Origin of the sequence: Bacillus sp. FSL M8-0077 (genome assembly GCF_038050255.1) — a bacterium.
Lineage (GTDB): Bacteria > Bacillota > Bacilli > Bacillales > Bacillaceae > Bacillus > Bacillus altitudinis.
Map to the genome: position 1 here is coordinate 1,981,418 of NZ_JBBPAF010000001.1, position 26,566 is coordinate 2,007,983.

The 26,566-nt window shown below is 41.5% G+C and carries 18 protein-coding genes; 6 read left to right on the forward strand and 12 right to left on the reverse strand.

Features of this window, described 5'->3' with window-relative positions; all coding sequences use genetic code 11:
- Positions 1-17: 17 nt before the first annotated feature.
- The 5 genes from dacB to gltB form a co-directional block, all read right to left on the reverse strand.
- Positions 18-1,502 carry a D-alanyl-D-alanine carboxypeptidase/D-alanyl-D-alanine endopeptidase gene (gene dacB / locus NST57_RS10090; protein WP_341298503.1) on the reverse strand — a complete coding sequence of 495 codons (1,485 nt, stop codon included), beginning with the start codon at positions 1,500-1,502 and terminating at the stop codon, positions 18-20.
- Positions 1,503-1,633: 131 nt separating this feature from the next.
- Positions 1,634-2,614, reverse strand: coding sequence for a pectinesterase family protein (locus NST57_RS10095; protein ID WP_046526848.1), 981 nt, complete (start codon positions 2,612-2,614; stop codon positions 1,634-1,636).
- Between the two features lie 99 nt (positions 2,615-2,713).
- Positions 2,714-3,406 carry a DUF421 domain-containing protein gene (locus NST57_RS10100; protein ID WP_024718337.1) on the reverse strand — a complete coding sequence of 231 codons (693 nt, stop codon included), beginning with the start codon at positions 3,404-3,406 and terminating at the stop codon, positions 2,714-2,716.
- A 223-nt stretch (positions 3,407-3,629) separates the two neighbouring features.
- Positions 3,630-5,114 carry a glutamate synthase small subunit gene (gene gltD / locus NST57_RS10105; protein ID WP_341298504.1) on the reverse strand — a complete coding sequence of 495 codons (1,485 nt, stop codon included), beginning with the start codon at positions 5,112-5,114 and terminating at the stop codon, positions 3,630-3,632.
- A 16-nt stretch (positions 5,115-5,130) separates the two neighbouring features.
- The gene (gene gltB / locus NST57_RS10110; protein ID WP_341298505.1) at positions 5,131-9,702 is read right to left on the reverse strand and encodes a glutamate synthase large subunit; all 4,572 of its coding nucleotides are present in this window, start codon (positions 9,700-9,702) and stop codon (positions 5,131-5,133) included.
- Between the two features lie 153 nt (positions 9,703-9,855).
- On the opposite strand from gltB, the gene NST57_RS10115 reads away from it, so the two are divergent.
- The 3 genes from NST57_RS10115 to NST57_RS10125 all read left to right on the forward strand — a co-directional run bounded on the left by NST57_RS10115 (position 9,856) and on the right by NST57_RS10125 (position 14,412).
- On the forward strand, positions 9,856-10,758 hold the full coding sequence (locus NST57_RS10115; RefSeq protein WP_024718330.1) for a LysR family transcriptional regulator: 903 nt from the start codon (positions 9,856-9,858) through the stop codon (positions 10,756-10,758).
- A 94-nt stretch (positions 10,759-10,852) separates the two neighbouring features.
- A complete protein-coding gene (locus tag NST57_RS10120; protein WP_341298506.1) occupies positions 10,853-12,586 on the forward strand; it encodes an ABC transporter ATP-binding protein in 1,734 nt (577 codons plus the stop codon).
- On the forward strand, positions 12,583-14,412 hold the full coding sequence (locus tag NST57_RS10125) for an ABC transporter transmembrane domain-containing protein (RefSeq protein WP_142155253.1): 1,830 nt from the start codon (positions 12,583-12,585) through the stop codon (positions 14,410-14,412). The genes NST57_RS10120 and NST57_RS10125 overlap by 4 nt, the downstream gene beginning before the upstream one ends.
- Positions 14,413-14,471: 59 nt before the next feature.
- Here the strand turns inward: NST57_RS10125 and NST57_RS10130 are convergent, their stop codons facing one another.
- Positions 14,472-15,293 carry a MerR family transcriptional regulator gene (locus NST57_RS10130; protein WP_142155254.1) on the reverse strand — a complete coding sequence of 274 codons (822 nt, stop codon included), beginning with the start codon at positions 15,291-15,293 and terminating at the stop codon, positions 14,472-14,474.
- A gap of 87 nt (positions 15,294-15,380) precedes the next feature.
- Between NST57_RS10130 and NST57_RS10135 the strand changes: the two genes are divergently transcribed.
- Entirely contained in the window at positions 15,381-15,950 is a 570-nt protein-coding gene (locus NST57_RS10135) for a GNAT family N-acetyltransferase (protein WP_142155255.1), read from the forward strand.
- Positions 15,951-16,164: 214 nt separating this feature from the next.
- Here NST57_RS10135 and NST57_RS10140 read toward each other — a convergent pair.
- The 4 genes from NST57_RS10140 to proC all read right to left on the reverse strand — a co-directional run bounded on the left by NST57_RS10140 (position 16,165) and on the right by proC (position 20,673).
- Positions 16,165-17,327 (reverse strand): IS3 family transposase gene (locus tag NST57_RS10140; RefSeq protein WP_341298297.1). Its coding sequence is split into 2 segments (ribosomal slippage): positions 16,165-17,051 and positions 17,051-17,327, totalling 1,164 coding nucleotides; the frame shifts between segments, so codons are not numbered across the junction.
- A gap of 115 nt (positions 17,328-17,442) precedes the next feature.
- Positions 17,443-18,711 (reverse strand): glutamate-5-semialdehyde dehydrogenase, encoded by a 1,269-nt coding sequence (locus NST57_RS10145; RefSeq protein WP_142155256.1) that lies wholly within the window; start codon positions 18,709-18,711, stop codon positions 17,443-17,445.
- An 18-nt stretch (positions 18,712-18,729) separates the two neighbouring features.
- Positions 18,730-19,848 carry a glutamate 5-kinase gene (proB, locus tag NST57_RS10150; protein ID WP_019743320.1) on the reverse strand — a complete coding sequence of 373 codons (1,119 nt, stop codon included), beginning with the start codon at positions 19,846-19,848 and terminating at the stop codon, positions 18,730-18,732.
- 27 nt (positions 19,849-19,875) lie between these two features.
- On the reverse strand, positions 19,876-20,673 hold the full coding sequence (gene proC, locus NST57_RS10155) for a pyrroline-5-carboxylate reductase (protein WP_445818788.1): 798 nt from the start codon (positions 20,671-20,673) through the stop codon (positions 19,876-19,878).
- A gap of 471 nt (positions 20,674-21,144) precedes the next feature.
- Here proC and NST57_RS10160 point away from each other — a divergent pair, with 471 nt between their 5' ends.
- Both NST57_RS10160 and NST57_RS10165 read left to right on the forward strand, forming a co-directional pair.
- A complete protein-coding gene (locus tag NST57_RS10160; protein WP_341298507.1) occupies positions 21,145-22,341 on the forward strand; it encodes a cytochrome P450 in 1,197 nt (398 codons plus the stop codon).
- Positions 22,342-22,457: 116 nt separating this feature from the next.
- Positions 22,458-24,497, forward strand: a complete 2,040-nt coding sequence (locus tag NST57_RS10165; protein ID WP_341298508.1) for a molybdopterin oxidoreductase family protein — start codon at positions 22,458-22,460, stop codon at positions 24,495-24,497.
- 60 nt (positions 24,498-24,557) lie between these two features.
- On the opposite strand, the gene NST57_RS10170 is transcribed toward NST57_RS10165, so the two are convergent.
- Positions 24,558-25,720, reverse strand: a protein-coding gene (locus NST57_RS10170; RefSeq protein WP_341298297.1) for an IS3 family transposase whose coding sequence is annotated in 2 segments (ribosomal slippage) — positions 24,558-25,444 and positions 25,444-25,720 — 1,164 coding nt in all. Because the reading frame shifts where the segments join, the coding sequence is not laid out codon by codon here.
- A gap of 116 nt (positions 25,721-25,836) precedes the next feature.
- Complete coding sequence (locus NST57_RS10175) at positions 25,837-26,523, reverse strand: glycoside hydrolase family 11 protein (RefSeq protein ID WP_341298509.1); 687 nt, start codon at positions 26,521-26,523, stop codon at positions 25,837-25,839.
- Between the last annotated feature and the right edge of the window lie 43 nt (positions 26,524-26,566).

Consider the following 26,566-nt stretch of genomic DNA (forward strand, 5'->3'; position numbering starts at 1 on the left):
TGGTTCTCCTTCTCTGTCTAAAGATCCTCAGCTAATATGCTGACAATGCGGTCTTCTATCTCTTTTCCTTTTTCGTCATCAACGAGATGATTCAATAAGATGGAAAAAGCAAGCGTTTTTCCACTCTGCGTTTCAATATATCCAGATAGTGTGCTGACCGTTGATAGCGTACCTGTTTTTGCACGCACTTTTTCTAGTGTAGCTGGTTCTTTCAATCTGTTTCTTAATGTACCTCCCACCATACGCTCACTTGCCCCAGCTAACGGAAGTGCATGGACATAGGTGTTAAACCATTTTTCCTTTTGAATGTTTGTCAAAAATAAAGTGAATTGGTTTGCAGAAACAAGGTTAATGGGTGATATGCCTGATCCGTCTCTCAACACAGTCATAGATGCATCGATGCCATAGGCAGGAAGACGTTCATTCAGCACGTCAAGCCCTTTGTCAAAACTTCCTTTGTTCTTTACCCGCTTCCCAAGTTCTTTTAACAGAATTTCTGCATGTGTATTGTTGCTTAATTTCATCATCGGAACAAGAAGATCGGATAAAGGCATTGATGAATGGGAAGCGATTTTTTTCGATTTTTTAGGAACTTGTTTTGTTTTAAGTGATCCTTTCAGCTCAATCCCCTCAGCCTTTAATGCTCGTTTCATTAAGTCTAAAGCGTACGTTGTCGGTTCCCATAATGCGACCCATTGTTTAGACGAAGATGCTTTTAGCGGAATCGTCCCAGTCAGTGTAATTTTGTTTGTACCGTGAGAGCGTTTAAAAGATATTTTCTTCTTTCCGCCTTCTGGCACAGTTTTCACTTGATTGATAACTTGAGCGACGTCAGTCTTCGGGATCATCTTATAGCTGGCCTTCTGCCCTGCTTTCTTTCCCGGATTGACTTCGAGAATGATCGTCCCTGCATCATAATCCTCATTCGGTGAAGCAGTAAGAGCAGATATTTGAGCGCCGTAATATTGATCTTCATCACTCCACGGCAGATCGATTGAATACCTTGTGTCATCAAACCAAGTATCATCAGCTAAAAGCTGTCCACGAATCGTATGTATTCCGGCCTTTTTGACTTGTTTGGCTAATGCGGCAAAATCGCTTTCTAACAATGTCGGGTCTCCAGTGCCTCGGAGATAAAGATTGCCGTGCAATGTTTTTTTGTGAATTGAACCATCTATCCAAACGTCTGTTGGAAAAGTGTGTGTTTCACCCAGTAGATCGAGTGCGATAGCAGATGTGAGTAATTTCATATTAGAAGCAGGAGTCAGACGGATGTCCGCTTGATGTTCATAAAGAAGAGAAGTGTCAGAAGTATCGCGTACGCTGATGCCAGCAATCGCGCCCTCTAGATCAGGTGCTGTTCGAATGAATTCGTCTAAAGAAGTGATCCAATTTGATTGATCATCATGAGCCGTTAGTTGTTCATCCTTCACTGAAAAAGGGAGAAATAACATCGACAAAATACATAGTTGTAACAACATGACCTGTGAGAAACGTTTCACGAAATCCCTCCTTTTTAGAAAAGCAGCCAAATTTAGCAGATTATGTTCATTATACACAAAAGAACGTTTGTTCTCAAAGGTTTTTTAAACAGAAAAGTCAGCTTTCTTTGACGAAAACTGACAAGCCTCTTTTACCTTTTTTCAGGATTCCAGCCATCGTTTCCGCTAAGTACGGATTGAACGGTGATTTGACTTGCTTCGTTTTTTGTTAATATCGTTGACCACTTCACCCGGTTTGCCATATGACTCCCTGCGCCCGTTGATCCATATTCTTGATATCTAGCCGTTCTTTCGTTGTCTTTGTTCTCCCAGTTATGCCATCCCTCAGCTTTAATATGTTCATCCATTTTTGTTTGGAGGAACGTGACAGCCGAATGTGGTCTCCATGGACGGCCTAAGTACACAGATTGAGACGAAGCCGTTCCTTTATTTAATGTGGAATCAATAAAAACGTAGCCATACTTTTGCGCTTCTGTTGTGGATGCCGCTGTAATATACCCATTTCCAAGACTTTTTATTTCAGCTCTTTTAAATACAGCCGTTGCTGAACCAAAGATGAAGTCAACCGTGCCCTCGATATAGCAATCTTCATAATATTGTCTCCCTGTGCCTGTGGCATAAAGTGTATCTTGATAACCGAGAACACGTACGTGTTTAAACACAGCCCGGTCCCCGGATACATAAAGGGCAACCGCCTGCCCTGCGTTTCGGCCAGCTGTATTTTGAAACGTGATATTTTCTGCGTAAAAATGATTTGCCCGAATCATTGTACTAGAGCTATTGGTTGTGCTCCCGCTGCTTGCATTTGTATCATCATACGTCAGAATCGTCTGATACTGATTTTCTCCAATAAAGGACACATACGGCTTATTTTGCGGAAGGAGAATCTTTTCTTTATACACACCATTTTTAATATATATCGTCGTTTGCTGTTGATTGTTCACTGGTATCGCATCAATGGCAGATTGAACCGTTCGGAATGTCCCATTTCCTTTTTGATCGACAATAAGCACGCGGTTTGTTTGATGGTTGTGTCCAGCTGCTTGCGCATAAGCTGAGTCAAAAAGCAGTAAGGCCAATACCATCATCAGCAGTCGTTTTCCATACTTCATCACACATCTCCCCCTTATATTGTGAACGTTTTCATTGACGTATTCTTTTTGATCCTATTCAGTGATAAAACAAAAAAACACAAAAAAACATCCACTGTGTTAGGTTGTGGATGTTTTTTCATATTTCATCGCATAAATTCCTTCATTTTCAATCCATTCACAAAATAGGACGTCTTTATAGGAGGAAATGTGCTGCTTTTTCAATTGCTCTCTCAGCCACGCTTCATCAAATCCAGCTTCCTTTAAATCTTTTCTTAAAATCTCTCCGTCGATAATAAACGTTCTAGGCAATGTGACTTCTTTTCCTTTCACGTTCACATCTTCGGCTGTAGCTGGTGCATATTTCATTTTCGGAAGCACACTCACAGACCCATCCGTTTCCAAAATGGCAAATTCAATTTCATTAAGAGCAAAATGCCCTTTCGCTCGAATCAGTGTCTGCAACTGATTTAAATCGAGCATATTTTTCTTTAATCGATTATAGTGAATCTTTCCTTTATCAATCACAAGAGTCGGTCTTCCTTCTAAGAAAGCGCGAATGGATTTGAATTTTTGTGAAAGCCATTCAACTGTGTAGATTAAAACGCCCCAGACTGCAACTGCAAAAAGGATATGTAGCACGCTGACTTCTGGATCAAAAATGGCGTTACCGACCATCTCCCCTAAAATCAGTGCAGAAATAAAATCAAACGGCGTGATTTGTGCAAATTGTGTTTTCCCTAATAACTTTGTAATGGAAAATAAAGCGAAAAATCCGATAAAGAGTTCAATCAAAATATTAAAAAATGGCACACATATACCTTCCTTTCTCACTGCATGTACTTACAGCATGTACAGGAAAGGAAGGTTCTAAACCATTTATGAAGGCAGTAAAATAAAGACGTCGTCTCCCTCAAGCGTTTTGTTAGATCCATCATCTAGAATTTCAAATCCCACCATGTCTGAATCATAAAAAGCCATGACCACTCTTTGGTCATGGCTTTTCTCTATATATGGTAAACACCCTTTGTTTGACCTATTTTGGCAGAACCGAACTCCCCATTAAATAACGGTCTACCTCGTGCGCCACTTGTCTGCCTTCGTTAATTGCCCAGACAATCAAGCTTTGACCGCGTCTTGCATCTCCCGCTGCAAATACGCCTTCTACATTCGTTGTATATTCCCCATATTTTGCGTCAATCCGATTGTTTTTGCTGTCCACGCCAAAGTGTTTCACTAGCGGCTGTTCAGTTCCCTCAAAACCAATCGCAATAAAGACTAGCTGAGCTGGCCATACCTTCTCTGTTCCTGGAATCTCATGAAATTCAAACTTCCCTTGCTCGTTTTTCACCTTTTCCATTTGAATGGTATGAAGCTCTTTTAACTTCCCATTTTTATCAGCCACAATCTTTGTGGTTTGAATCGAATATTGCCGCGGATCTTCTCCAAATTTTGCTTGTGCTTCTTCGTAAGCATAATCTAGAGAGAAGACATAAGGCTGTTCTGGCCACATGTTATCCCCTACACGTGTATCTGGAAGCTTTGGATGCTTTCCGAATTGAACAACACTTTTTGCTTTTTGGCGAAGTGCAGTTGCGACGCAGTCAGCGCCTGTATCTCCTCCGCCAATCACAATGACGTCTTTCCCTTTTGCGTCAATAAAGTTTTTATCTTTGAATCCTGAATCAAGCATGCTTTTTGTTGCGAGTGTTAAATAATCCATTGCCAGGTGAATCCCTTTTGCTTCCCTGCCTTCAATTAACAAGTCACGCTGCTTTTGTGCACCTGTACAAAGGATGACCGCATCAAATTGCTCTTTCAGTTCATCAGCCGTGATATCCACACCAATTTCTGTATTGGTCACAAAGTCAATGCCTTCTTGTCTTAAAAGTTTGACTCTGCGCTCAACGACTTCTTTGTCGAGTTTCATATTCGGAATACCATAAGTGAGCAGTCCGCCTAGACGATCAGATCGTTCAAACACGGTTACAGCATGGCCTGCTTGGTTTAGTTGGTCTGCACTTGCCAGTCCTGCTGGTCCTGATCCGACAATGGCGATCTTTTTCCCTGTACGGCTTGAAGGAATTCTTGGTGTAATCCAGCCATTTTCAAAACCTTTATCAATGATCGTCCGTTCGATATTTTTAATCGATACTGCTGGATCATTGATCGCGACGGTACATGAGCCTTCACAAGGTGCTGGACATACTCTTCCAGTAAATTCAGGGAAATTGTTCGTTTTTTGTAGTCTTTCAAGCGCTTCTTTCCATCTGCCCCGGTAGACAAGGTCGTTCCATTCTGGAATTAAATTGTAGATCGGGCAGCCAGAAACGCCGCCCCTGATCTCCATCCCAATTTGACAAAACGGTGTTCCGCAATCCATACATCTAGCACCCTGCTGTTTCAATACCTCATCTGTATAAGGAACTGAATATTCTTTCCAGTCATTTTGACGAGTGAGAGGGTCACGTTCATTTGGCTTTTCTCTTTTATAATCCATAAAACCTGTTGCTTTGCCCATTGTCCTCTCCCCTTTCTTAATGAGCGAGGGCTGCTTTTTGCCCGTTTGCCGTTTCTTTATTTTTCGGTTTTGTGTTTGCTTCAAATGCGAACATAACAGCTTCCTCGTGGCTGAGGCCTGCTTGTTTTTGTTCCTCAATGCTTTGAAGCATCATTTTGTAATTTCTCGGAATGATCTTAATGAATTGATTCTTTTCTTGTGCCCAGTTCTCGAGAAGCGCTGCTGCTTTTGAGCTGTTTGTATAATCAAGGTGTTCCTGAATCATTTGCTTCACTTCTTGTTCTTCTTCGTGATCTGTGAGTTTTTCAAACATGATCATTTCCATGTTGCACATTCTTTTGAACTGTTTTGCATCGGATGTATGCACATAAGCGATACCGCCAGACATCCCTGCGCCAAAGTTTTTCCCGACGTCACCTAAAATGACAACACGTCCGCCAGTCATGTATTCACAGCCGTGATCACCGATTCCTTCAACGACCACATTGACACCTGAATTACGCACGGCAAATCGTTCACCTGCACGACCGTTAATATAAGCTTTTCCGCTTGTCGCGCCGTAAAATGCAACGTTACCGACAATCACGTTCTCATGTCCATTTTGTACAAAGTGATCAGATGTTTTGACAGCAATTTTGCCTCCAGAGAGTCCTTTGCCGATATAGTCATTTGAGTCACCTGTTAAATATAAAGACATCCCCTTTGGAACAAATGCGCCGAAGCTTTGTCCAGCTGAACCAGTGAACCGAAGTGTGATCGTATCCTCTGGCAGACCTTCTTCTCCGTAGCGCTTAGACACTTCACTGCCCGTAATCGTTCCAGCTACACGGTGAATGTTGCGAATGTTTAGTGACAGATCAACTGGTGTTTGATGATCGAGCGCTTCCTGTACATAAGGAAGAATCTCATTCATATCCAGTGATTCATCAATTTTATGATTTTGTGGCGTTCTGAATGTGCGTGGTCCCTCTGGCTGATAAAGCAGGGTTTCAAGGTTCAGCTGTCCTGCTTTCCAGTGTGCTTTTGCTCTTTCACTTACTGATAAAACATCCGTACGCCCAATCAATTCATCCATTGATGTAAAGCCAAGTTCAGCTAAAATTTCTCTTACTTCCTCTGCAATAAACATCATGAAATTGACAATGTGATCAGGGTCACCCATGAATTTTTTGCGAAGTTCCGGGTTTTGAGTAGCGACTCCGACTGGGCAAGTATCTAAATGACATGCTCTCATCATGACGCATCCTAATACGACAAGTGGAGCTGTCGCAAAGCCGTATTCTTCTGCTCCTAAAATCGCAGCCATGACAACGTCGCGTCCTGTCATTAATTTTCCATCCGTTTCAAGAACGACTCGCTCTCGAAGGCCGTTTAAGACAAGGGTTTGATGCGCTTCTGCCAATCCAAGCTCCCAAGGAAGTCCTGTATGTTTAATACTTGTTTTCGGAGAAGCCCCAGTACCGCCATCATATCCACTAATTACGATGACATCCGCTGTCCCTTTTGCGACACCTGCTGCAATCGTACCAACGCCAGCTTTAGAAACTAGCTTGACACTGATGCGTGCGTCACGGTTTGCGTTTTTCAAATCATGGATCAATTGAGCCAAATCCTCGATTGAATAAATATCATGGTGAGGCGGTGGTGAGATTAGGCCAACACCTGGCGTAGAACCACGTACGTCTGCGACCCAAGGATATACTTTATTGCCTGGCAGCTGTCCGCCTTCTCCCGGCTTTGCACCTTGCGCCATTTTAATTTGCAGTTCATCTGCATTAACTAAATAATGACTTTTCACACCAAAGCGGCCAGAAGCAATCTGTTTAATTGCACTTCTGCGATCATCTCCGTGCTCATCTACTGTAAAGCGAGCAGGATCTTCCCCGCCTTCTCCGCTGTTGCTTTTGCCGCCAATTCGGTTCATCGCAATCGCTAGTGCTTCATGCGCTTCTTTACTTAGTGAACCAAATGACATCGCACCTGTCTTAAAGCGGCGGACAATGGATTCAGCAGATTCAACTTCTTCTAGACGAACTGGCTTTTGTTTTGAACGAAAAGCAAATAGATTTCTAAGGAAACCAATTCGTTCTTCATCTGCTGCCTTCGTGTATTGCTTAAATAGATCATAATCTTCGTTGCGGCATGCCCACTGAAGGGTATGAATGGTTTTTGGGTTAAAGGCATGATGCTCTCCATTTTTTCTCCACTGGAACTCACTGCCTGATTCTAGCGTTTGATCAGTTGATGCCTGATACCCAGCCTCATGACGAAGCTTTGCTTCACTTGCAATGGTGTCAAGATCAATACCGCCTAGCTGAGAAGCTGTTCCTGTGAAATACGCCTGGATGACATCTTCACTAATGCCGACTGCTTCAAAAATTTGTGCGCCTCGATAGCTTTGGACAGTGGAAATTCCCACTTTAGACATTACTTTAACTACGCCCTCAGTCACACTTTTCCCAAACTTTGTGACAGCTTCATCAAAGCTAATCGCAATCGCTTCTTCAGCAATAAGCTGTTTGTATGTTTCGTAAACGAGGTATGGATGGATCGCATCTGCACCGTAGCCAATCAGTGCGGCAAAATGATGAACCTCTCTTACTTCTCCAGATTCGACGATTAAGCTCACCTTTGTTCGTAAGCCTTGACGCACAAGATGCTGATGAAGTGCACTCAATGCAAGAAGTGGTGGAATCGGCACTTTTTCTTCCGTCATGTCACGATCGGAAAGAATTAGTAAAGATACCCCTTCACGAATGGCTTTTTCTGCCTCTTCAAACATCGCATCAAGACCACGTTTTAGGTCATCAGTGAAAAGTGTATGAATCGTTTTGCTTTTAAAGGCGTTATGAACAATCGTTTTCAATCCGTTGAACTGCCCGCTTGTTAAAACGGGTGTATAAAGTTTAATTCTTCGGCATGAATATTCATTTGGATGTAAAATATCTCCCTCAGCACCTAACCAAGTCATGGTCGATGTGACAAGCTGCTCACGAATGGCATCAATTGGCGGGTTCGTCACTTGAGCAAACAGCTGTTTGAAATAAGAAAACAGCGACTGCGCACGATCTGATAACACAGCAAGCGGTGTATCACTTCCCATTGAGCCGATTGGGTCCTTGCCTTCTTCTAGTAAAGGAATTAAATACTTTTGAATGTCTTCGTACGTATAATGGAAAGCACGCTGACGCGTTAACAAATCACTCATTATACTAGAATTTTCTGAATTTTCTTCCGAGCGATTGACGTGAACCATTTCTTCATCGAGCCATTTTTGATAAGGAAGTTCATTCGCAATCGAAGATTTCACTTCTTCATCAGAAATAATGCGTCCTTCTTCTAAATCGATTAACAGCATTTTACCTGGTTCAAGACGGTCTTTATACTTCACATCTTCTTCATTCGTGTCGATGACGCCGACCTCAGATGAGAAAATGATATGATCGTCATTTGTCACATAGTATCTAGCGGGTCTTAATCCGTTACGGTCTAAGATGGCGCCGATTTGTTTACCATCCGTAAACGAAATCGCTGTCGGGCCATCCCACGGCTCCATTAACGAACTATGGTATTCATAAAATGCCCGTTTCTCTTTTGACATGTGCGTATTCTCCGTCCAAGGCTCAGGAATCAGCATCATCGCTGTATGAGCAGGAGTACGCCCTGCAAGTACGAAAAATTCAAAGGCATTGTCTAAAATGGATGAATCACTTCCGTCTGCATTCAGCACTGGCAAAATCTTGTCTAGATCTTCTCCGAAGGCTTCAGACACGAATTGTTGTTCTCTTGCTCTCATCCAATTGATGTTTCCTCTTAATGTGTTGATTTCTCCGTTATGAATTAAGTAACGGTTTGGATGCGCTCGTTCCCATGTCGGGAAAGTATTTGTACTAAATCTTGAATGAACGAGTGAAAATGCAGAAACAAATGTTTCATCCTGTAGATCAAGATAAAAAGCATCAACTTGATCTGATGTTAAAAGTCCCTTATATACAATGGTTTGACTAGACAGGCTGACAAAGTAAAATTGTTTTTCCTCTGCTGTTCCCCAATTTTCAGCCTGCTTACGGATGACATATAATTTTCGTTCAAATGACAAACGGTCTGTTACGTTGTCGTTTGCTCCGATAAAGACCTGCCTCACAACCGGACAGCTCTTCGCTGCGACAGTACCAATTTTCCCTGCATCGACAGGAACCGTTCTCCAACCAATTAATGTTTGACCTTCTTGTTTAATGAACCCGTTGATTTTCTGTTCAATGGCGTGACGCGTTTTTTCGTCATCATCTTTTGAAAAGAAGACCATTCCTACCCCGTAACGGCCCTTTTCTGGAAGTGCAAATTCTTTGCAGTTCTTTCTAAAGAAAGCGTCTGGCAGCTGTACCATTAAACCGGCACCATCACCTGTATACGGATCACTGCCTTGCCCACCGCGGTGATCAAGCTGGCACAGCATTTGCAATCCCTTTTTGACGATACTATGTGTCGCCTCCCCTTTTAAATGGGCGTACAGTCCGATTCCACATGCATCATGTTCAAATTCAGGACGGTAGAGACCTTGTGGTTGTGGTAGTTGATTATAAGTCATCGTTTCTCTCCCCCGTTTAAAAGATCCGTTTTTTCACAGTAATAAAATCTCACAAACTCTGTAACTTATTTTAAGTTTTCAAATTAATATAAACAATATATAATTTAGATCAAAACAATCTCTTTTTGAGATAGATGGGTGTGAAGTGCAAAAATGGAGCTTCGTCAATTACGTTATTTTGTAGAAGTTGCTGACCGTGAACACGTGTCAGAAGCGGCTGAAAACTTACACGTTGCCCAATCTGCCATCAGCCGGCAGATTGCCAATTTAGAAGAAGAACTTGGAGTGGCTTTATTCGAACGAGAAGGACGAAATATCAAATTAACGAAAATCGGCAGACAATTTTTGGACCATGTCAGAACCGCCCTAAAAGCGATAGATTACGCCAAAGAACAAATTGATGAATACTTAGACCCCCACAAAGGGACAGTGAACATTGGATTTCCTACAAGTCTAGCAAGCCAAGTGCTCCCTTCTGTCATTTCCGCATTTAAGCTGGAATATCCAGAGGTCGATTTTTTACTTCGTCAAGGTTCCTATAAGTTTCTGATTGAAGCTGTCAAAAATCGAGACATTGATCTTGCCTTTTTAGGACCCGTCCCGACAAACGATCCTCAAATAGAAGGAAATATCTTGTTTTCCGAAAGCATTTATGCCCTTTTGCCAATTAGTCACCCCTTTAGTGGGCAAAGAAGTATTCATTTAAGTGATTTGAGAAAAGACCATTTCGTTTTATTTCCTGAAGGATATGTGCTGAGACAAATTGCGGTTGATGCCTGTAAGCAGGCTGGCTATGAGCCTACTATCTCATCTGAAGGAGAAGATTTGGATGCCATTAAAGGTCTCGTGTCAGCGGGTATGGGCGTTACCTTATTACCCGAAAGTGCCTTTTATGAAACAACACCGCGATTTACAGTGAAAATTCCCATTGATTTCCCTCAAGTGAGGAGAACGGTCGGAATTATTGCTTCTAAATCGAGAGAGATGTCTCCTTCTGCCCATGATTTTTATATGTTTGTAAAGGACTTCTTTTCAAAAATTGAACAATATAAATAATTCATTAAAACAAGACATTTCATTTGTAGAAATAATCCCTCTTTGTATATGATGAGTTACAGAACAACAGACTATATGGAAGAAAGGTAATCGTATGAAATCAATTTTATCGTTTTTAAAGCCCTATCGGCTATCCGTTGTGTCCATTGTGATTCTCACCTTTTTAAGCAGTATGCTCCAGCTGTATTTACCGACGCTTACAGCAGATATCGTTGATGTCGGGATCGTCCAAGGAGATGTCGCTTATATATGGAAGGTTGGTGGCTGGATGGTGGCTTGTTCTTTACTTGCCATCTTGCTCACGATTTGGAAGTCCTACTTGTCATCTAAGACAGCTCTAGGCTTCGGGCGTGATATGAGAAGACAGCTGTTTGTGCATGTCGAACAATTCTCATTAGAAGAATTTCAAAAAATCGGGACATCTTCCTTTATTACAAGATCAACAAATGATGTGAAACAAGTTCAAGATGTCACGATCATGATCTTACAAATGATGACACGGGCGCCTCTAATGCTCGTTGGTGGAATTATTTTGGCTGTATCTAGAGATGCTGTGTTATCTCTCATCTTTTTAGCAGCTCTTCCCCTTCTTGGTGGGTTCATTTATTTGGTGTCAAGAAAAGCGATCCCCCTCTTTGGCCAGCTTCAGAAAAAAACGGACCGGCTGAACTTGATTATGAGAGAGTCGCTTTCAGGTATTCGGGTCATACGTGCGTTTAACCGAGTAGATGACGAAAAGGAACGTTTTCAAGAAGCCAATACATCGTATAAGGATACTGGTCTTAAGGTCAATCGATTAATGGCGTACTTGTTCCCTTTTATGCTCATTATCATGAACTTCACGAATATCGGCATTGTCTGGATTGGCGCTAATCGGATTGATGCCGGACAGATGGAAGTCGGGAATCTGATCGCCTTCATTCAATATGCGATGATGATTTTAATGGCACTCATTATGCTTTCTATGAGTTTTATTATGGTGCCTAGAGCTCAGGCATCAGCTAAACGGATGAATGAAGTGTTAAATCTAGAACCCAAAATTAAAGACAAAAAAGAAGCTGTCACTAAACTTGATCAGCCAGCCCAGTCCATTCGCTTTGAGAATGTGTCATTTTATTATTCAAATGCTGAAAAACCAGCCGTTCAAGACATGACGTTTGAAGCCAAAAAGGGTGAAACGACAGCGATCATTGGCAGTACAGGTTCCGGGAAAACGACCCTTCTTCAGCTGATGACACGTTTTTATGAAGCAACAGAAGGAAAAATCACATTAGATGGTGTCGATATTAGAGAATTGCCTCAAGAGAAACTGAGAAGTCAGATGGGTTATGTTTCTCAAAAAGCCATTTTATTTAGCGGAACCATTGCTGATAATGTGCGCTTTGGCAAACACGATGCAACAGATGACGAGATTTGGCAGGCACTGCGGACAGCACAGGCCGAAGAATTTGTTTTGCAAAAAGATGGCGGAATTCACGCAGAGATAGACCAAGGGGGTTCGAATCTCTCTGGCGGTCAAAAGCAGCGTCTTTCGATCGCAAGAGCACTCGTAAGAAAACCTGCATTCTACTTGTTTGACGATAGCTTCTCTGCCCTTGATTACAAAACGGATGCAAAACTTCGGTCAGCGCTAGAAGCTGAAAAAGAGCATGCTGCTTTGATTATTGTGGCTCAAAGAATCAGCACAGTGAAGCATAGCGATAAAATCATTGTGTTAGATGATGGAAAAATAGCAGGTATCGGTACACATGAACAGTTACTGAAAGATAATCTTGTCTATCAAGAGATCGTCGCATCACAGGAAGGTCAGGAGGTGGAGCAAGGATGAGTAAAAAAATGTCTTCTGGAATGGGACATAAAGGCGGTCACCCAAGGGGGCCGGCCCCAAAACCGAAGGAATTTAAAAAAACACTTCTTCGTTTAACGGGCTATTTAAAACCGAGGAAATTTCAGCTGATCATTGTCCTGATTGCAGCGATCGGTTCAACCGTTTTTAATGTCATCAGTCCAAAATTACTTGGGGATGCCACCTCTTCCCTATTTGAAAGTTTTACACAAGGAACTGGTGTTCAATTCGATGTCATTTCACGCATTTTATTGCTACTTGTTCTATTATATGTCGTGGCTTCTCTCTTCTCATTCGTGCAGCAATATGTAATGGCAGGTGTCTCGCAACAGACGATTGCTGAACTAAGACAAGAAGCGAGTGACAAACTCACACGTCTCCCCCTTCGTTATTTTGATAAAACAACACACGGAGACACGCTGAGCCGGGTAATGAACGACATTGATAATATTAATACTTCTTTACAGCAGGCACTCACGCAAGTGATCACATCTGTCATTACAGTCATTGGAATTGTCGTGATGATGCTTTTCATCAGTCCGCTGCTGACGCTGCTTGTTTGTTTGACGCTACCTCTTAGTTTGTTTGCGATTCGAGGCATTACATCATTTTCACAAAAGTATTTTAAAGCACAGCAAAAAGAACTAGGGATGATCAATGGACATATTAATGAAATGTTCACAGGACATCAGACGGTTCGTGCGTATGGCTATGAAAAGAAAGCCATTGATACATTTGATCAATTAAACGAACAACTATATGAATCTTCAAGAAAAGCACAATTTATCTCCGGCTTAATGATGCCGATGATGACCTTTATTGGGAATCTTGGCTATGTGGCGGTAAGTGTTGCTGGCGGAATTCTTGTCATTAACGGGAATATTCGTGTTGGGGATGTGCAAGCATTTATCCAATACACACAGCAAATGTCGCAGCCACTTGTGCAAGCATCCAGTGTTGCAAACTTAGTTCAATCTGCTATCGCTTCTGCTGAACGGGTGTTTGACATTTTAGATGAGGAAGAAGAACATGCGGAAGAAGATGCAGCGATTGATCTTAAATCCCTTTCCGGAGATGTGGCCTTTGAGCACGTTCACTTCGGTTATGAGAAAGACCAACCCATTATTAAAGATTTGAATTTACATGTCCGAGAAGGACAAACGGTTGCCATTGTTGGGCCAACAGGCGCTGGAAAAACAACGATTATTAATCTGTTAATGCGCTTTTACGAGCTAGATCAAGGCTCCATTCGCATTGGCGGCGTAAAAACAACCGACCTCAGCCGAGAGCAAGTGCGTGACTTATTTGCGATGGTTCTTCAGGATACGTGGCTCTTTGAAGGCACAATTTATGACAACATCGCATATGGCAGACCACATGTTTCAAAAGAGGATGTGTTGAAGGCCGCTAAACATGCCTATGCAGACGATTTCATCCGCACCCTTCCAGATGGATATGACACACTCTTAACAGAAGATGCCGGCAACCTCTCGCAAGGTCAGCGTCAACTGTTAACCATCGCACGTGCCATCTTATCTGATCCGAAGATATTAATCTTAGATGAAGCAACAAGCAGTGTCGATACACGGACAGAAATGCATATTCAAAAAGCGATGAATGAATTAATGAACGGCAGAACAAGCTTCGTCATTGCACATCGACTTTCAACGATTAAAGATGCCGATCTCATTTTAGTCATGAAAGATGGCACGATTATTGAAAAAGGAACTCATCGTGAGCTTTTGAAAGAAAAAGGTTTTTATGCAGACCTCTATATGAGTCAATTTGCCGAAAACCAAGTCGGTTAAACAGCACCAAAAAGGATAGACAGCATGTAAAAATGCATGTCTATCCTTTTTGTGATACTTTAAGCTTCCCGTTTTCTGACTTTCACACTGAGTTTTGTCATGTAATCTGCTTCATTTTTAGACATCAGAGAATGAAGTAAATACTCCTCAAAGACATCTCCATCCAGTATCATATCCTCTGCTTCGATTTGATCTAATAAACGTGAATAGGCAGTCTCCATTTCTTCATATGTGCCTTGTTGATACATGACTGCATAAAGGCCCGCTGGCTTTTTGACTGCATCCGGCCCTTCCATTCGGCAAAACAGCCTATCAGACTGATGATAATGACGCTGCAAAAACTGCTCCTTGTTTAAAACAGAACCATTTGCCGCGGCACCTTTAATACCAATCCCTTTCAGAAATTCTCCTACAATTCGAGAAATTTCTTCTACAGGTGTGTTTGAATCAATCGGGTTTGATGTACTGAGGACGATCGGTTCCTCTGGCAGTTCTTGAAATAAGACCTCCCCTGTTTTCACTGATGATAATTCATTCGTTGTCTCGATCACACGAAAAAGAAAGGATTGAATATCCTGTAGTTTTTGGATCTCCTCCCCGACCTTTTCTGCTTGCTCAACCGCAAGGCTTTGCAATTTATCTAGAGAAGGCTCAGTGAAGTATTGTTTTAATTGTTTGATCGGAAATTGGACAGCGCGAAGGGATTGAATAGCCATGAAATGATCAAATTGTTCAAATGTATAATAACGGTACCCGTTTTCCTGAACACCTGCCGGCTTAAACAAATCGATCTTATCATAATAGAGCAGTGTATCTTTTTTCACTTCAAATAATGCCGCAAATTCTCCAGTTAAAAATGTTTTTTGACCATCGCTCATCATTTTAGGGCTCCTTTCTTGACTATGGAGTTACTCCATCCTTTATGATAACATGCATAAACACCACGTATGTGGAGAAAGGATTTAAACATGAACAAAATCGCACAAGATCAAGTCACATTATCACTTGCAAAACAAGAGGACTTCCCTTTGATGAAAAAAGAACTGCAAGAAGCTTTTACAGCTGGCATCATTGATGCATTTGGCGATGCAGAAGGCGGACCAATTCCACCTGATGAGTCGATTGATGAATCTTTTTATTCGGCTGAGAACCTTGTCTATCATATTTTACTAAATGATCAAAAGGCAGGAGGGGTTGTCTTAAAAATCAACCCGTATACACACCGTAATTCGGTGGATCTATTATACATCTCTTCGTCATCTCATAGCCGCGGCATTGGTCAGGCAGCATGGAAAGCCATTGAAGCGCAATATCCAGAAACGAAGGTGTGGGAAGTTGTCACTCCTTATTTTGAAAAACGCAACATTCATTTTTATGTGAACAAATGCGGATTTCAGATTGTTGAGTTTTATCACTTACACCATCCAGATCCGAGCTTCCCTCATGCGAAGGATCAAGAAAATGACCCTTTAGCGCCTGAGACATTTGAATTTTTCAAATTTGAGAAAGTCATGAAAAAAGACCGTTCAAGTTCATAAAAAACTCCCCTCATATGGAGAATTTCAAATTGTTGACAAAGGGCTAAAATCAAGTTCATTTTAGCCCTTTGTCTTCTTTTTCAAGGGTTGTCAGTACTTCAGCATCGTTTTCATGTCGTTCCCCTTTTTCTCTCTTTTTTTATCATACACTAAAGAACACTACCCTAAGTTATAGACTGACATAGCAGAATGAGACACGAATAAAACACCCTTATTAGGCTGACATGCTACCAAATGTTTTTGGTGCGTGGTAGCCTAATTTTTCTTGGATACGCTCTTCATTATAATACTTGATGTAACGATCGATTCGTTGCCTGACATCTTTTTCTGATATAGAGTTGAACTTTGTAAACATAAATTCCTCTGATTTTAAGCTAGAATGGAATGATTCAATCACTGCGTTATCCCAACAGTTGCCTCGTCTAGACATACTGCTTGTGAGGTTCCTTACCCCTAGCTCCTTTTGATATGCATACGAACTGTATACACTTCCTTGATCTGAATGCACAAGTACATCTTTAGGTGAATTCCTTTTCTCTAAAGCTGCCCTCAGTGTGTCCAATATGAGTGATGTCTGTTGGTGATCATCTAGGGTATAGGCAACAACTTCGTTGTTGTATAAATCCATCATGGTCGAAAGATAGAGCGTTCTCGGTCCATACTGAATATAAGTAATATCGGTTACCCATTTTAAATTCGGGTGTATTGCGGTGAAGTTCCGATTTAATATATTTGGGGCAATGATGACAGATTCCCCTTGTGATTTCCATTTCCTTTTACGCTTCACACGACATTGAAGATGGTGTTTTTGCATGATGCGCTGTACAGTATTTCGGTTTCGTTTGATATCATATTGGCGCTGAAGCAGCTTTCGGATCTTACGGTGGCCGTACCGGAACGACGTTTCGGTACATAAGGAAATAACAGCCTTCTCCACTTGTGATTTTTCACGTATTCCTTCGGATACCCAGCGATAATAGGTCGATCTGGCGATCTGCAAAATACTTAAGACAGACGTTACTGTATAGTTCTTCCGTAATCTCTCGATCAAATACAAGGCTACTCCTTTTTCAACTCCTCTACGATCTCCAAATACTTTTTTAGAATTTCATTCTCCATCTTAAGGTGTTCAATCTGCCTATTTACTTTTTCCTCTTTGGATACATTGTCAGGTCCATGTCCGAAGCTATATTGTTTTCCAATTGGCTGATCGAATCGATGTAACTGATTTTCTCGATACCACTTCATCCATGTTTTAATCTGAGATACATTCTTTATATGATATTTATCCATAATTTGTTGATTGGTAAACTGCCCGCTTAATTTATCTTTCACAACCGCCCATTTTATTTCAGCTGAATATCTGTTTTTTTTCATAAAAAATACCCTCCAAATTATCACTTAGTTTAAGTGTATCACTTGAAGGGTGTTTTTTTATGTCCCATTTGACTAGGTTAGTCTAGTTAGATAGGTAGTGTTCTTTACATTCATTCTAGCTTCTAATCTGACCATCACCAGATAGAAGCAGCTTTGTTGTTGTCAGTGCAGGAAGTCCCATTGGCCCTCTTGCGTGCAGCTTTTGAGTAGAAATGCCAATTTCAGCGCCATATCCTAGTGCACCGCCATCTGTAAAACGTGTAGATGCGTTATGGTAAACAGCGGCCGCATCGACTTCGTTTAGAAAGATTTGTGCGTTTTTTTCATTCTCTGTTACGATGGCTTCTGAATGTTTGGTCCCGTACTGATCAATGTGGTGAATGGCGTCCTCAATTGAGTCAACAACTTTCACCGCAAGATCAAGACTTAAATACTCATCTGTCCAATCCACTTCCTCCGCAGGAACCGCTTCGGAAAAGAAAGATTGAGCGTCTTGATCCCCATGCACAGTGACTTGGTGCTGAAGCAATGCTTCATTCAATGCTGCACCATTTTCTTTCAGCCAATCGCGATGAACGATCAGAGTCTCAAGCGCATTACAAACGGCCGGGCGATTTGTTTTCGCATTGATCACAATCTGAATGGCTTTTTCTACATTCGCTGTTTGATCAATAAAGATATGGCAGTTCCCTGTCCCTGTTTCAAGAACTGGAATGGTCGATTCTTCTACAACTGTTTTGATTAAAGAAGCCCCGCCTCTCGGAATTAAAACATCGATCCATTCTTTTAGATGAAACATCGCTTGAACCGATGAACGGTCTGTTTGTTCAATAAACTGTACCGCATCACGAGGGATCTTTGTTTGATCCAATGCCTCATGAATGACGCAGACGATGGCTTTGTTGGAAGAAATAGCGGAGGAACCGCCTTTTAAAATCACTGAGTTGCCTGCCTTAAGGGCAAGCCCTGCTGCATCGACAGTGACATTCGGTCTCGCTTCATAGATCATCCCGATCACGCCGAGCGGTACTCTTCGACTTTTCACATGTAAGCCGTTTTCAAGAGTCCATTCATCCAATATTTCTCCAACAGGATCTGTTAATCTCGTCACAAGCCGCAAACTTTCTGCAAACTCATGAATTCTCTCTTCATTTAACATTAATCGATCCATTAATGCTTCAGAAAAGCCCTTTTCTTTTCCTGCATCTAAATCCTTTTGATTTTCCTGTAAAATAAAATCACTTTGCTGTTCGAGTGTTTCTGCTATTTTCAGCAGCGCCTCATTTTTTTCCTCTGTTTGAAGTAAACCTAGTTTTTTTGATACGTGCTTTGCTTTTTTCGCTTTTTCTTTGACCGATGTGACAACTTCAGCTGTCAGTGTCATGAAATTCCTCCCTTATGATTAGCAAACTGGTATTGATAAATCTAAATGACAAACAAATGCTTCAAGATCTACGACATGCACCACTTCATCCTGTAGCAAGTCACCGTTTAGCGCAAGTTCGTCGGATGCATAATTGACAATGCCAAGCCCTATTTCTCTTTCATCTTGATCTAAAATACGGACAACATCGCCTTTTTTAAACGAACCCTTTACATCGACTATGCCGTCAGAATCCAGACTTTTCTCACGATGCATGAGAAGCTCCTGTGTTTTCTCTTGAACAACGATTTCGCCTTTTGGTCCAGAATGAAAAGCAATCCACTGTTTTTTATAATTCAGCGGCGCTAAATTTTCGTCAGCTGTAAAATAAGTGCCGTCCTCTGTCCCATTGATGGCTTTGTCTAAAATGTGAGGCGTATCGGCTTTTCCCAAAAAGCCATTGATGCCTGCGGCCATTGAAATTTTAAAGGCATCGAGTTTTGATTTCATTCCGCCTGTGCCAACGCTGCTTCCCGCATCTCCAGCGGCTGCTTCGATGTCTTCTGTGATTTCTGTGACTTCGAGAATTCTCTTCGCATTCGGGTTTGTATGAGGGTTATCTTCATACAAGCCGTCAATATCAGATAAAATAGCGAGGAAATCCGCATCAATCAGTCCAGCTACTTTTGCAGACAATGTATCATTATCTCCAAACTTCAAACGATTGATCGTCACTGTATCATTTTCATTAATAATAGGGATAATGCCTCGATCTAATAACACATTCATTGTATTTCGCACATTTTGATAGCGCGTTTCATCTGAAAAATCGCTTCTTGTAATTAATAGCTGTGAAGCAATATAACCGTGCGATAAAAATAAAGTGGAATATGACTCCATTAAAAGCCCTTGCCCTATTGAGGCAGACGCCTGTTTTTCTGGCAGTGTTTTCGGTCTATCAATAAATCCTAATTTTCGGTAACCAGCTGCAACCGCACCAGATGAGACCAAAATGACTTCGTGCCCTTCATCTTTGAGTTTCACAATTTGATTGACGAGGTTTTCTAGTTTTTTCAAACTAATCTCACCTTGAAAGCTAGTAAGAGAGCTGCTTCCGATTTTCACAACAATTCGTTTTCTCTCTTTATCTGCGTACACCTTATCACTCCTGTATTGAGGCTCTATTTATATCGTTACTTTTTGTTTTTGCTGTTCACTTATTTCTTTTGATCGATTGGCGGCATGTTTGACAGCTTGCTTGATGGCTTCTCCTCCGCCAAAATCATCTAATGCATCTAGTCCTGCAGCAGTTGTTCCATTGGGTGACGTAATTTTTTCTCTGAGGACAGAAGGGTTTTCAGCTGTTTCTTGCAGCATCTTCGCTGCACCGAGAAGTGTCTGTGTACCGATTTGACGGGACATTTCTTTTGATAAGCCAGCTTCTTCTCCAGCTTCTTCGATTCTTTCCATTAAGAAATAAAAATAAGCTGGACCGCTTCCGGCAATTCCTGTGAAAATGTCCATTTGTTCTTCCTGAATGGTATACACTTCTCCCATTTCAGATAAAAGAGACTGACTCATGATCACATGTTCTTTTCTTACATAACGTCCAGCAGATAAAGCGGTCGCCGACGCCCCAATCGTACTTGACGTATTAGGCATCACTCTCATAACGGGCTGCCCTTCATGCAGCATGTCTTCAATATACGATGATTTCACACCTGCGAGTACAGACAGGATGAGCTGATCTTTCTGAATATGAGGTTTTAATGATTCAAGTGCTGTTTCAGCATCCTTTGGCTTCATTGCCAGGATCAACATATCCATTTCTTCAAAAGGAAATGAATCCATTGTGCCTGTTTGGATTCCGTAGCGTTTTGTTAGTTCGTTTAATCGCTGCTTATTTTGCTTGTTTGTTGCGTAAATGTGGCTAAGCGGCATCTGAGCTGATCGCACAATACCTGCAATCATTCCTTCCGCCATAGAACCTGCTCCAATGAAAGCAACTTTCTTTTGATCAATGATATTGATCCTCTCCCTTGTTCGCTTTTTGTTCGTGTTTTTCGCACGTTAGTTATCGTAACATGATGAGAAATCGTGTCAAGAAAGAGCCAGCGCTTTTCAAAAGTCCCGAATACAGGCTGAACAGCTTGCGGTATGTATGTTAGACGTGTTTTTCAAAATCATCAATTTAGACCAAAAGAACTATACGAATTTGAATCATAGTACCCTTTCGTTCGACTGCATTCACCATTTTATTTTTGGTTTCGGTGACTTCAATTCTAGTTTTTAGAAAGCGCTATCATTTCTGATGACTTTCTATTTTCCTATAGGATGAATGTGTTTGAATCTTCCGATTAGACTATTGACATATTTTAGAAAACATGTCCGTTGAAATGCGTTTTTCGTGGTGATACCGTGAAAGGGAAATCAAGCGAAAAAGGAGCGTTCAGAATGAAAGTAAAGGAAAATTACGTCAATGTCATCCCAATGAAAGAAATTCGATCTACTGATGACCTTCTTTTCCCATTCCCTATCTACAATGAATTACGGTCGCAGGGTGATATTCGATACGATGAAACGAGAAAGTGCTGGGATCTCTTTCGATATGCTGATATTCAGTCCGTTCTGAAGCAGCCAAAAGTGTTCTCATCACAGCGAGGAAGAAGTACATCTAAAACGAGTATTTTAACAATGGACCCTCCAAAACATACCAAAATGAGAGCACTTGTTAACAAAGCCTTCATGCCAAAAGCGATCAAACAAATAGAAGAAAAGATCAAAGACTTGACACATGATCTATTACATCAAGTAAAAGATCAACCGACCTTTGATATTGTGCAAGACCTGGCCGCTCCCCTGCCTGTCATGATCATCGCTGAGCTTCTTGGTGCAGAGGTGAAAGACAGAGAGCTGATCAAAACACATTCAGATGCTCTAGTTGCAGGAGCCAAAGATGATTCAAAAGAAGCTGTTCAAGCCGTTGTTAACATGCAAAAACAAGCAGAAAAAGAGCTGTCAGCGTACTTTGCTCATTTGATCCAAAAACGAAAAGAAACGCCGGCTGATGATTTAATCTCCCTTCTCATCCAAGCGGAAATTGACGGTGAGCATTTATCAGAAAATGAACTGCTTGGCTTTTGTATACTCTTACTCGTTGCTGGTAATGAAACAACGACGAATTTAATCACAAATGCAGTACGACTTCTAACAGAAAAGCCGCATATCGCCGAATCAGTGCGGCAAGATCTATCTCTCATTCCTCAATTGACAGAGGAAACGCTGCGCTATTATCCGCCTGTTCAAGCGATTGGGCGAGTTGCAGTAGAGGATGTTCAGATTGCTGGCTCTCACATTGAAAAAGGAGACTATCTCATCAGCTGGGTGGCATCTGCGAATCGTGATGAACGAAAGTTTGAAGATCCAGATACGTTTCGCCTTGACAGAAAATCAAATCCGCATTTGAGCTTTGGTTTCGGCATCCATTTTTGTCTTGGTGCTCCTCTCGCCCGGCTTGAGGCTCATCTAGCACTTGAGATTTTACTCCGTACGTTTCGAGAAATCACCTGTGCGGCAGATCAGCTGAAACCGATTCAAAGCACGTTTGTGTTTGGGGTCAAAGAATTCCCTGTGCAGGTCACCCGTTTTTAAAGTCCCTTTCATTAGGGGCTTTTTTCATGTGCTTATCCTTACCTTCCTCGTCTGAACATGCTAAAATAAAATCCATATGTACAGTGATCACGGAATTCGGAAAGGAAGCTAAACGTATGACCGATTACACAGCAATGAAAGACGGAATATTCAAATCAGTTTGTTCGTTAGATTGCCCTGATCAGTGCGGTCTTTTAATCCATAAAGAGAACGGAAAGATTGTTAAAGTTCAAGGAGATCCAGATCATCCAGTCACTCAAGGAAACATTTGCAATAAAGTGCGGAATGTCACAGCTCGTTTATATGATGAAAAACGTCTGACAACACCATTAAAACGTGTAGGTCAAAAAGGTGACCGGCAGTTTGCTCCAATTACGTGGGAAGAAGCGATTGAAACCATTCGTCAAAAATGGACAAAGCTGATCGAAGAAAAAGGACCAGAAAGCATTTTGCCTTACAGCTTCTATGGGAATATGGGGAATCTCAATGCAGAAGGCATGGACCGCCGCTTTTTCTATCGACTTGGCTCAAGTCAGCTAGACCGAACCATTTGTCAGTCAGCCGGAACAACTGGCTATAAATATACAATGGGCGCAAGCATTGGGACAGACCCAGAAGAAACCATTCATACAAAACTATTTATCTTTTGGGGCATCAATGCAGTTTCAACCAATATGCATCAAATCACGTTGGCACAAAAAGCTCGAAAGCAAGGGGCTAAAATTGTCGTCATTGATGTGCACAAAAACCAAACGGGCCGGATGGCAGATTGGTTCATTCCACTTCGCCCTGGCACTGACAGTGCGCTAGCTCTTGGGATCATGCATGTCCTTTTTAAAGAAGACCGCACAGATGCGTCATTTTTAGAGACTTACACGGTCGGTCATAATGAGCTTCGCGAGCATGTGAAGCAGTATGATCCAGAAACTGTTGAACAGATCACGGGTGTCCCTAAAGAAGACATCATCACACTTGCGAGAATGTACGCAGAGACATCGCCGTCTCTCATTCGTATTGGCAATGGGCTTCAGCATCACGATAATGGCGGTATGAGTATTCGAACCATCTCCTGCCTCCCTGCCCTCACCGGTCAATGGCTGCACAAAGGCGGCGGTGCGATGAAATCAAACTCTTCTTTTCTTAGTTATAATGAAACCGCTCTTCAGCGACCGGAATTATTAAAGGAACACGAACCTAGAACATTTAATATGAATCAGCTGGGCAGCGTGCTAACGAACGCAGAACCTTCAATTGATTCTCTTTTTGTCTACTCTTGCAACCCGGCTGTTGTGACCCCTGAAGCAAATAAAGTAAGAGACGGTTTGATGCGGGAAGACTTATTTACGGTTGTCCATGACTTGTTCATGACAGAGACAGCCAATTATGCGGATATTGTTCTGCCAGCGACATCTGCCTTTGAAAACGAGGATTTTTATACTTCTTACTGGCATCATTACATTCAAATTCAAGAACCTGTTATAGAACGTTATGGAGAAAGCAAATCAAACACTGAAGTGTTTCGTCTTTTGGCTCATGCGATGGGCTTTGAAGATGAAGCCTTTAAAGAGACAGATGCGGAACTAATGGAACAAGCTCTTCATCATCCTGAAAACCCGCACTATGAAAACATTTCATATCAAGCGTTAAAAGAGAAAAAGTGGATCAAAGCAAAACGAGGGCCTTTCGAAGATTTAAAGCTCCCTACCCCAAGCGGGAAAATTGAACTTTACTCTGAACAAATGAAAAAAGATGGATATCCAGCCCTTCCAACCTATGTACCTTTATTCAAGGAAAGTGATTATCCACTAACGTTTATACCGGGACCAAACCATAATTTTCTTAATTCCACCTTCTCTCTTCATGAGAAGCATCAAAAGCTTGAGAAATGTCCGAAGCTTCATATGAATGAACAAGATGCAAAAGAAAGACAGATTGAAGATGGGGACATGGTTCGTGTGCTGAATGATCGAGGAGAATGCGAGCTGATCGTGTCAGTCGGACAAAATGTGTTATCTGGTGTTGTTGTCAGTCAGGGATTATGGGCAGACCAAAAAGGCAAAAAACATTTGGTGAATGGCCTCACACCTGATCGTTTGGCAGATATGGGCGGTGGTGCGACGTTCTTTTCCGGCAGAGTCGAAGTTGAAAAATTATGATAGAAAAAGCCAGGAGTTTAGACTGACATAGCAGAATGAGACACGAATAAAACACCCTTATTAGGCTGACATGCTACCAAATGTTTTTGGTGCGTGGTAGCCTAATTTTTCTTGGATACGCTCTTCATTATAATACTTGATGTAACGATCGATTCGTTGCCTGACATCTTTTTCTGATATAGAGTTGAACTTTGTAAACATAAATTCCTCTGATTTTAAGCTAGAATGGAATGATTCAATCACTGCGTTATCCCAACAGTTGCCTCGTCTAGACATACTGCTTGTGAGGTTCCTTACCCCTAGCTCCTTTTGATATGCATACGAACTGTATACACTTCCTTGATCTGAATGCACAAGTACATCTTTAGGTGAATTCCTTTTCTCTAAAGCTGCCCTCAGTGTGTCCAATATGAGTGATGTCTGTTGGTGATCATCTAGGGTATAGGCAACAACTTCGTTGTTGTATAAATCCATCATGGTCGAAAGATAGAGCGTTCTCGGTCCATACTGAATATAAGTAATATCGGTTACCCATTTTAAATTCGGGTGTATTGCGGTGAAGTTCCGATTTAATATATTTGGGGCAATGATGACAGATTCCCCTTGTGATTTCCATTTCCTTTTACGCTTCACACGACATTGAAGATGGTGTTTTTGCATGATGCGCTGTACAGTATTTCGGTTTCGTTTGATATCATATTGGCGCTGAAGCAGCTTTCGGATCTTACGGTGGCCGTACCGGAACGACGTTTCGGTACATAAGGAAATAACAGCCTTCTCCACTTGTGATTTTTCACGTATTCCTTCGGATACCCAGCGATAATAGGTCGATCTGGCGATCTGCAAAATACTTAAGACAGACGTTACTGTATAGTTCTTCCGTAATCTCTCGATCAAATACAAGGCTACTCCTTTTTCAACTCCTCTACGATCTCCAAATACTTTTTTAGAATTTCATTCTCCATCTTAAGGTGTTCAATCTGCCTATTTACTTTTTCCTCTTTGGATACATTGTCAGGTCCATGTCCGAAGCTATATTGTTTTCCAATTGGCTGATCGAATCGATGTAACTGATTTTCTCGATACCACTTCATCCATGTTTTAATCTGAGATACATTCTTTATATGATATTTATCCATAATTTGTTGATTGGTAAACTGCCCGCTTAATTTATCTTTCACAACCGCCCATTTTATTTCAGCTGAATATCTGTTTTTTTTCATAAAAAATACCCTCCAAATTATCACTTAGTTTAAGTGTATCACTTGAAGGGTGTTTTTTTATGTCCCATTTGACTAGGTTAGTCTAGTTTTGCTCCCGGCTCTTTTCTTTGACTTTTTTAGTTGCCAATAAACAGCTGATTGGTCATCACATTTGCACTTCCACTGCTTTGGTAGCCTTCTACAGTAAATGCCGTTTCATACATTTTCCCCATTGGCATCCCTAAGCTTTCCCATTTTCTAAAATGCGCACTGACGGAGACCGTTCCGCTTGTACGTTTCGTTTGACGTACACTCCAATATTGCTTGAAGGTTGCGATCCCGATAATGGAAGGCTGATTGACACGGGTTGTTTCATAAATGTCATATGTGCCCCCGTCTGCATAAAATGTTCCTTTATGTGTTCCTGTTGGACGATATGTGCCCCATGAATCAACAATGTAGTATTCTGCTAATGGAGATTGTGTCCAGCCATAGACACATAAATAGGAATTCCCGCCTGGGTTAAAACTAGCGTTGTAATTGATGGAGATGTTGCCAAGCTGATGGTGAGTTCTAGTGGAATCAAACTTTTTTCCTTTTCGAAATAAAGCATTTCCGATATTGTTCCAGCCTGCACTAAATGCGCCGCCGTTGTTAAGTGTCATCGATGTATTTCCGTAGTCCTTCCATAGTTCATAATCGTACCCGCTGTGGTTGCCCATTTCATTATTCGTAATGGTTCTCGCGTGGGCTGGTACAGCCGTCAGCATAAGCGTCAGTCCAATACACATCACAAACAACAGTCTTAATTTTTTCAAATTCATTGTCCATTCCTCTCCTTTTTCATCCTTTTGATTCTGTCATCTC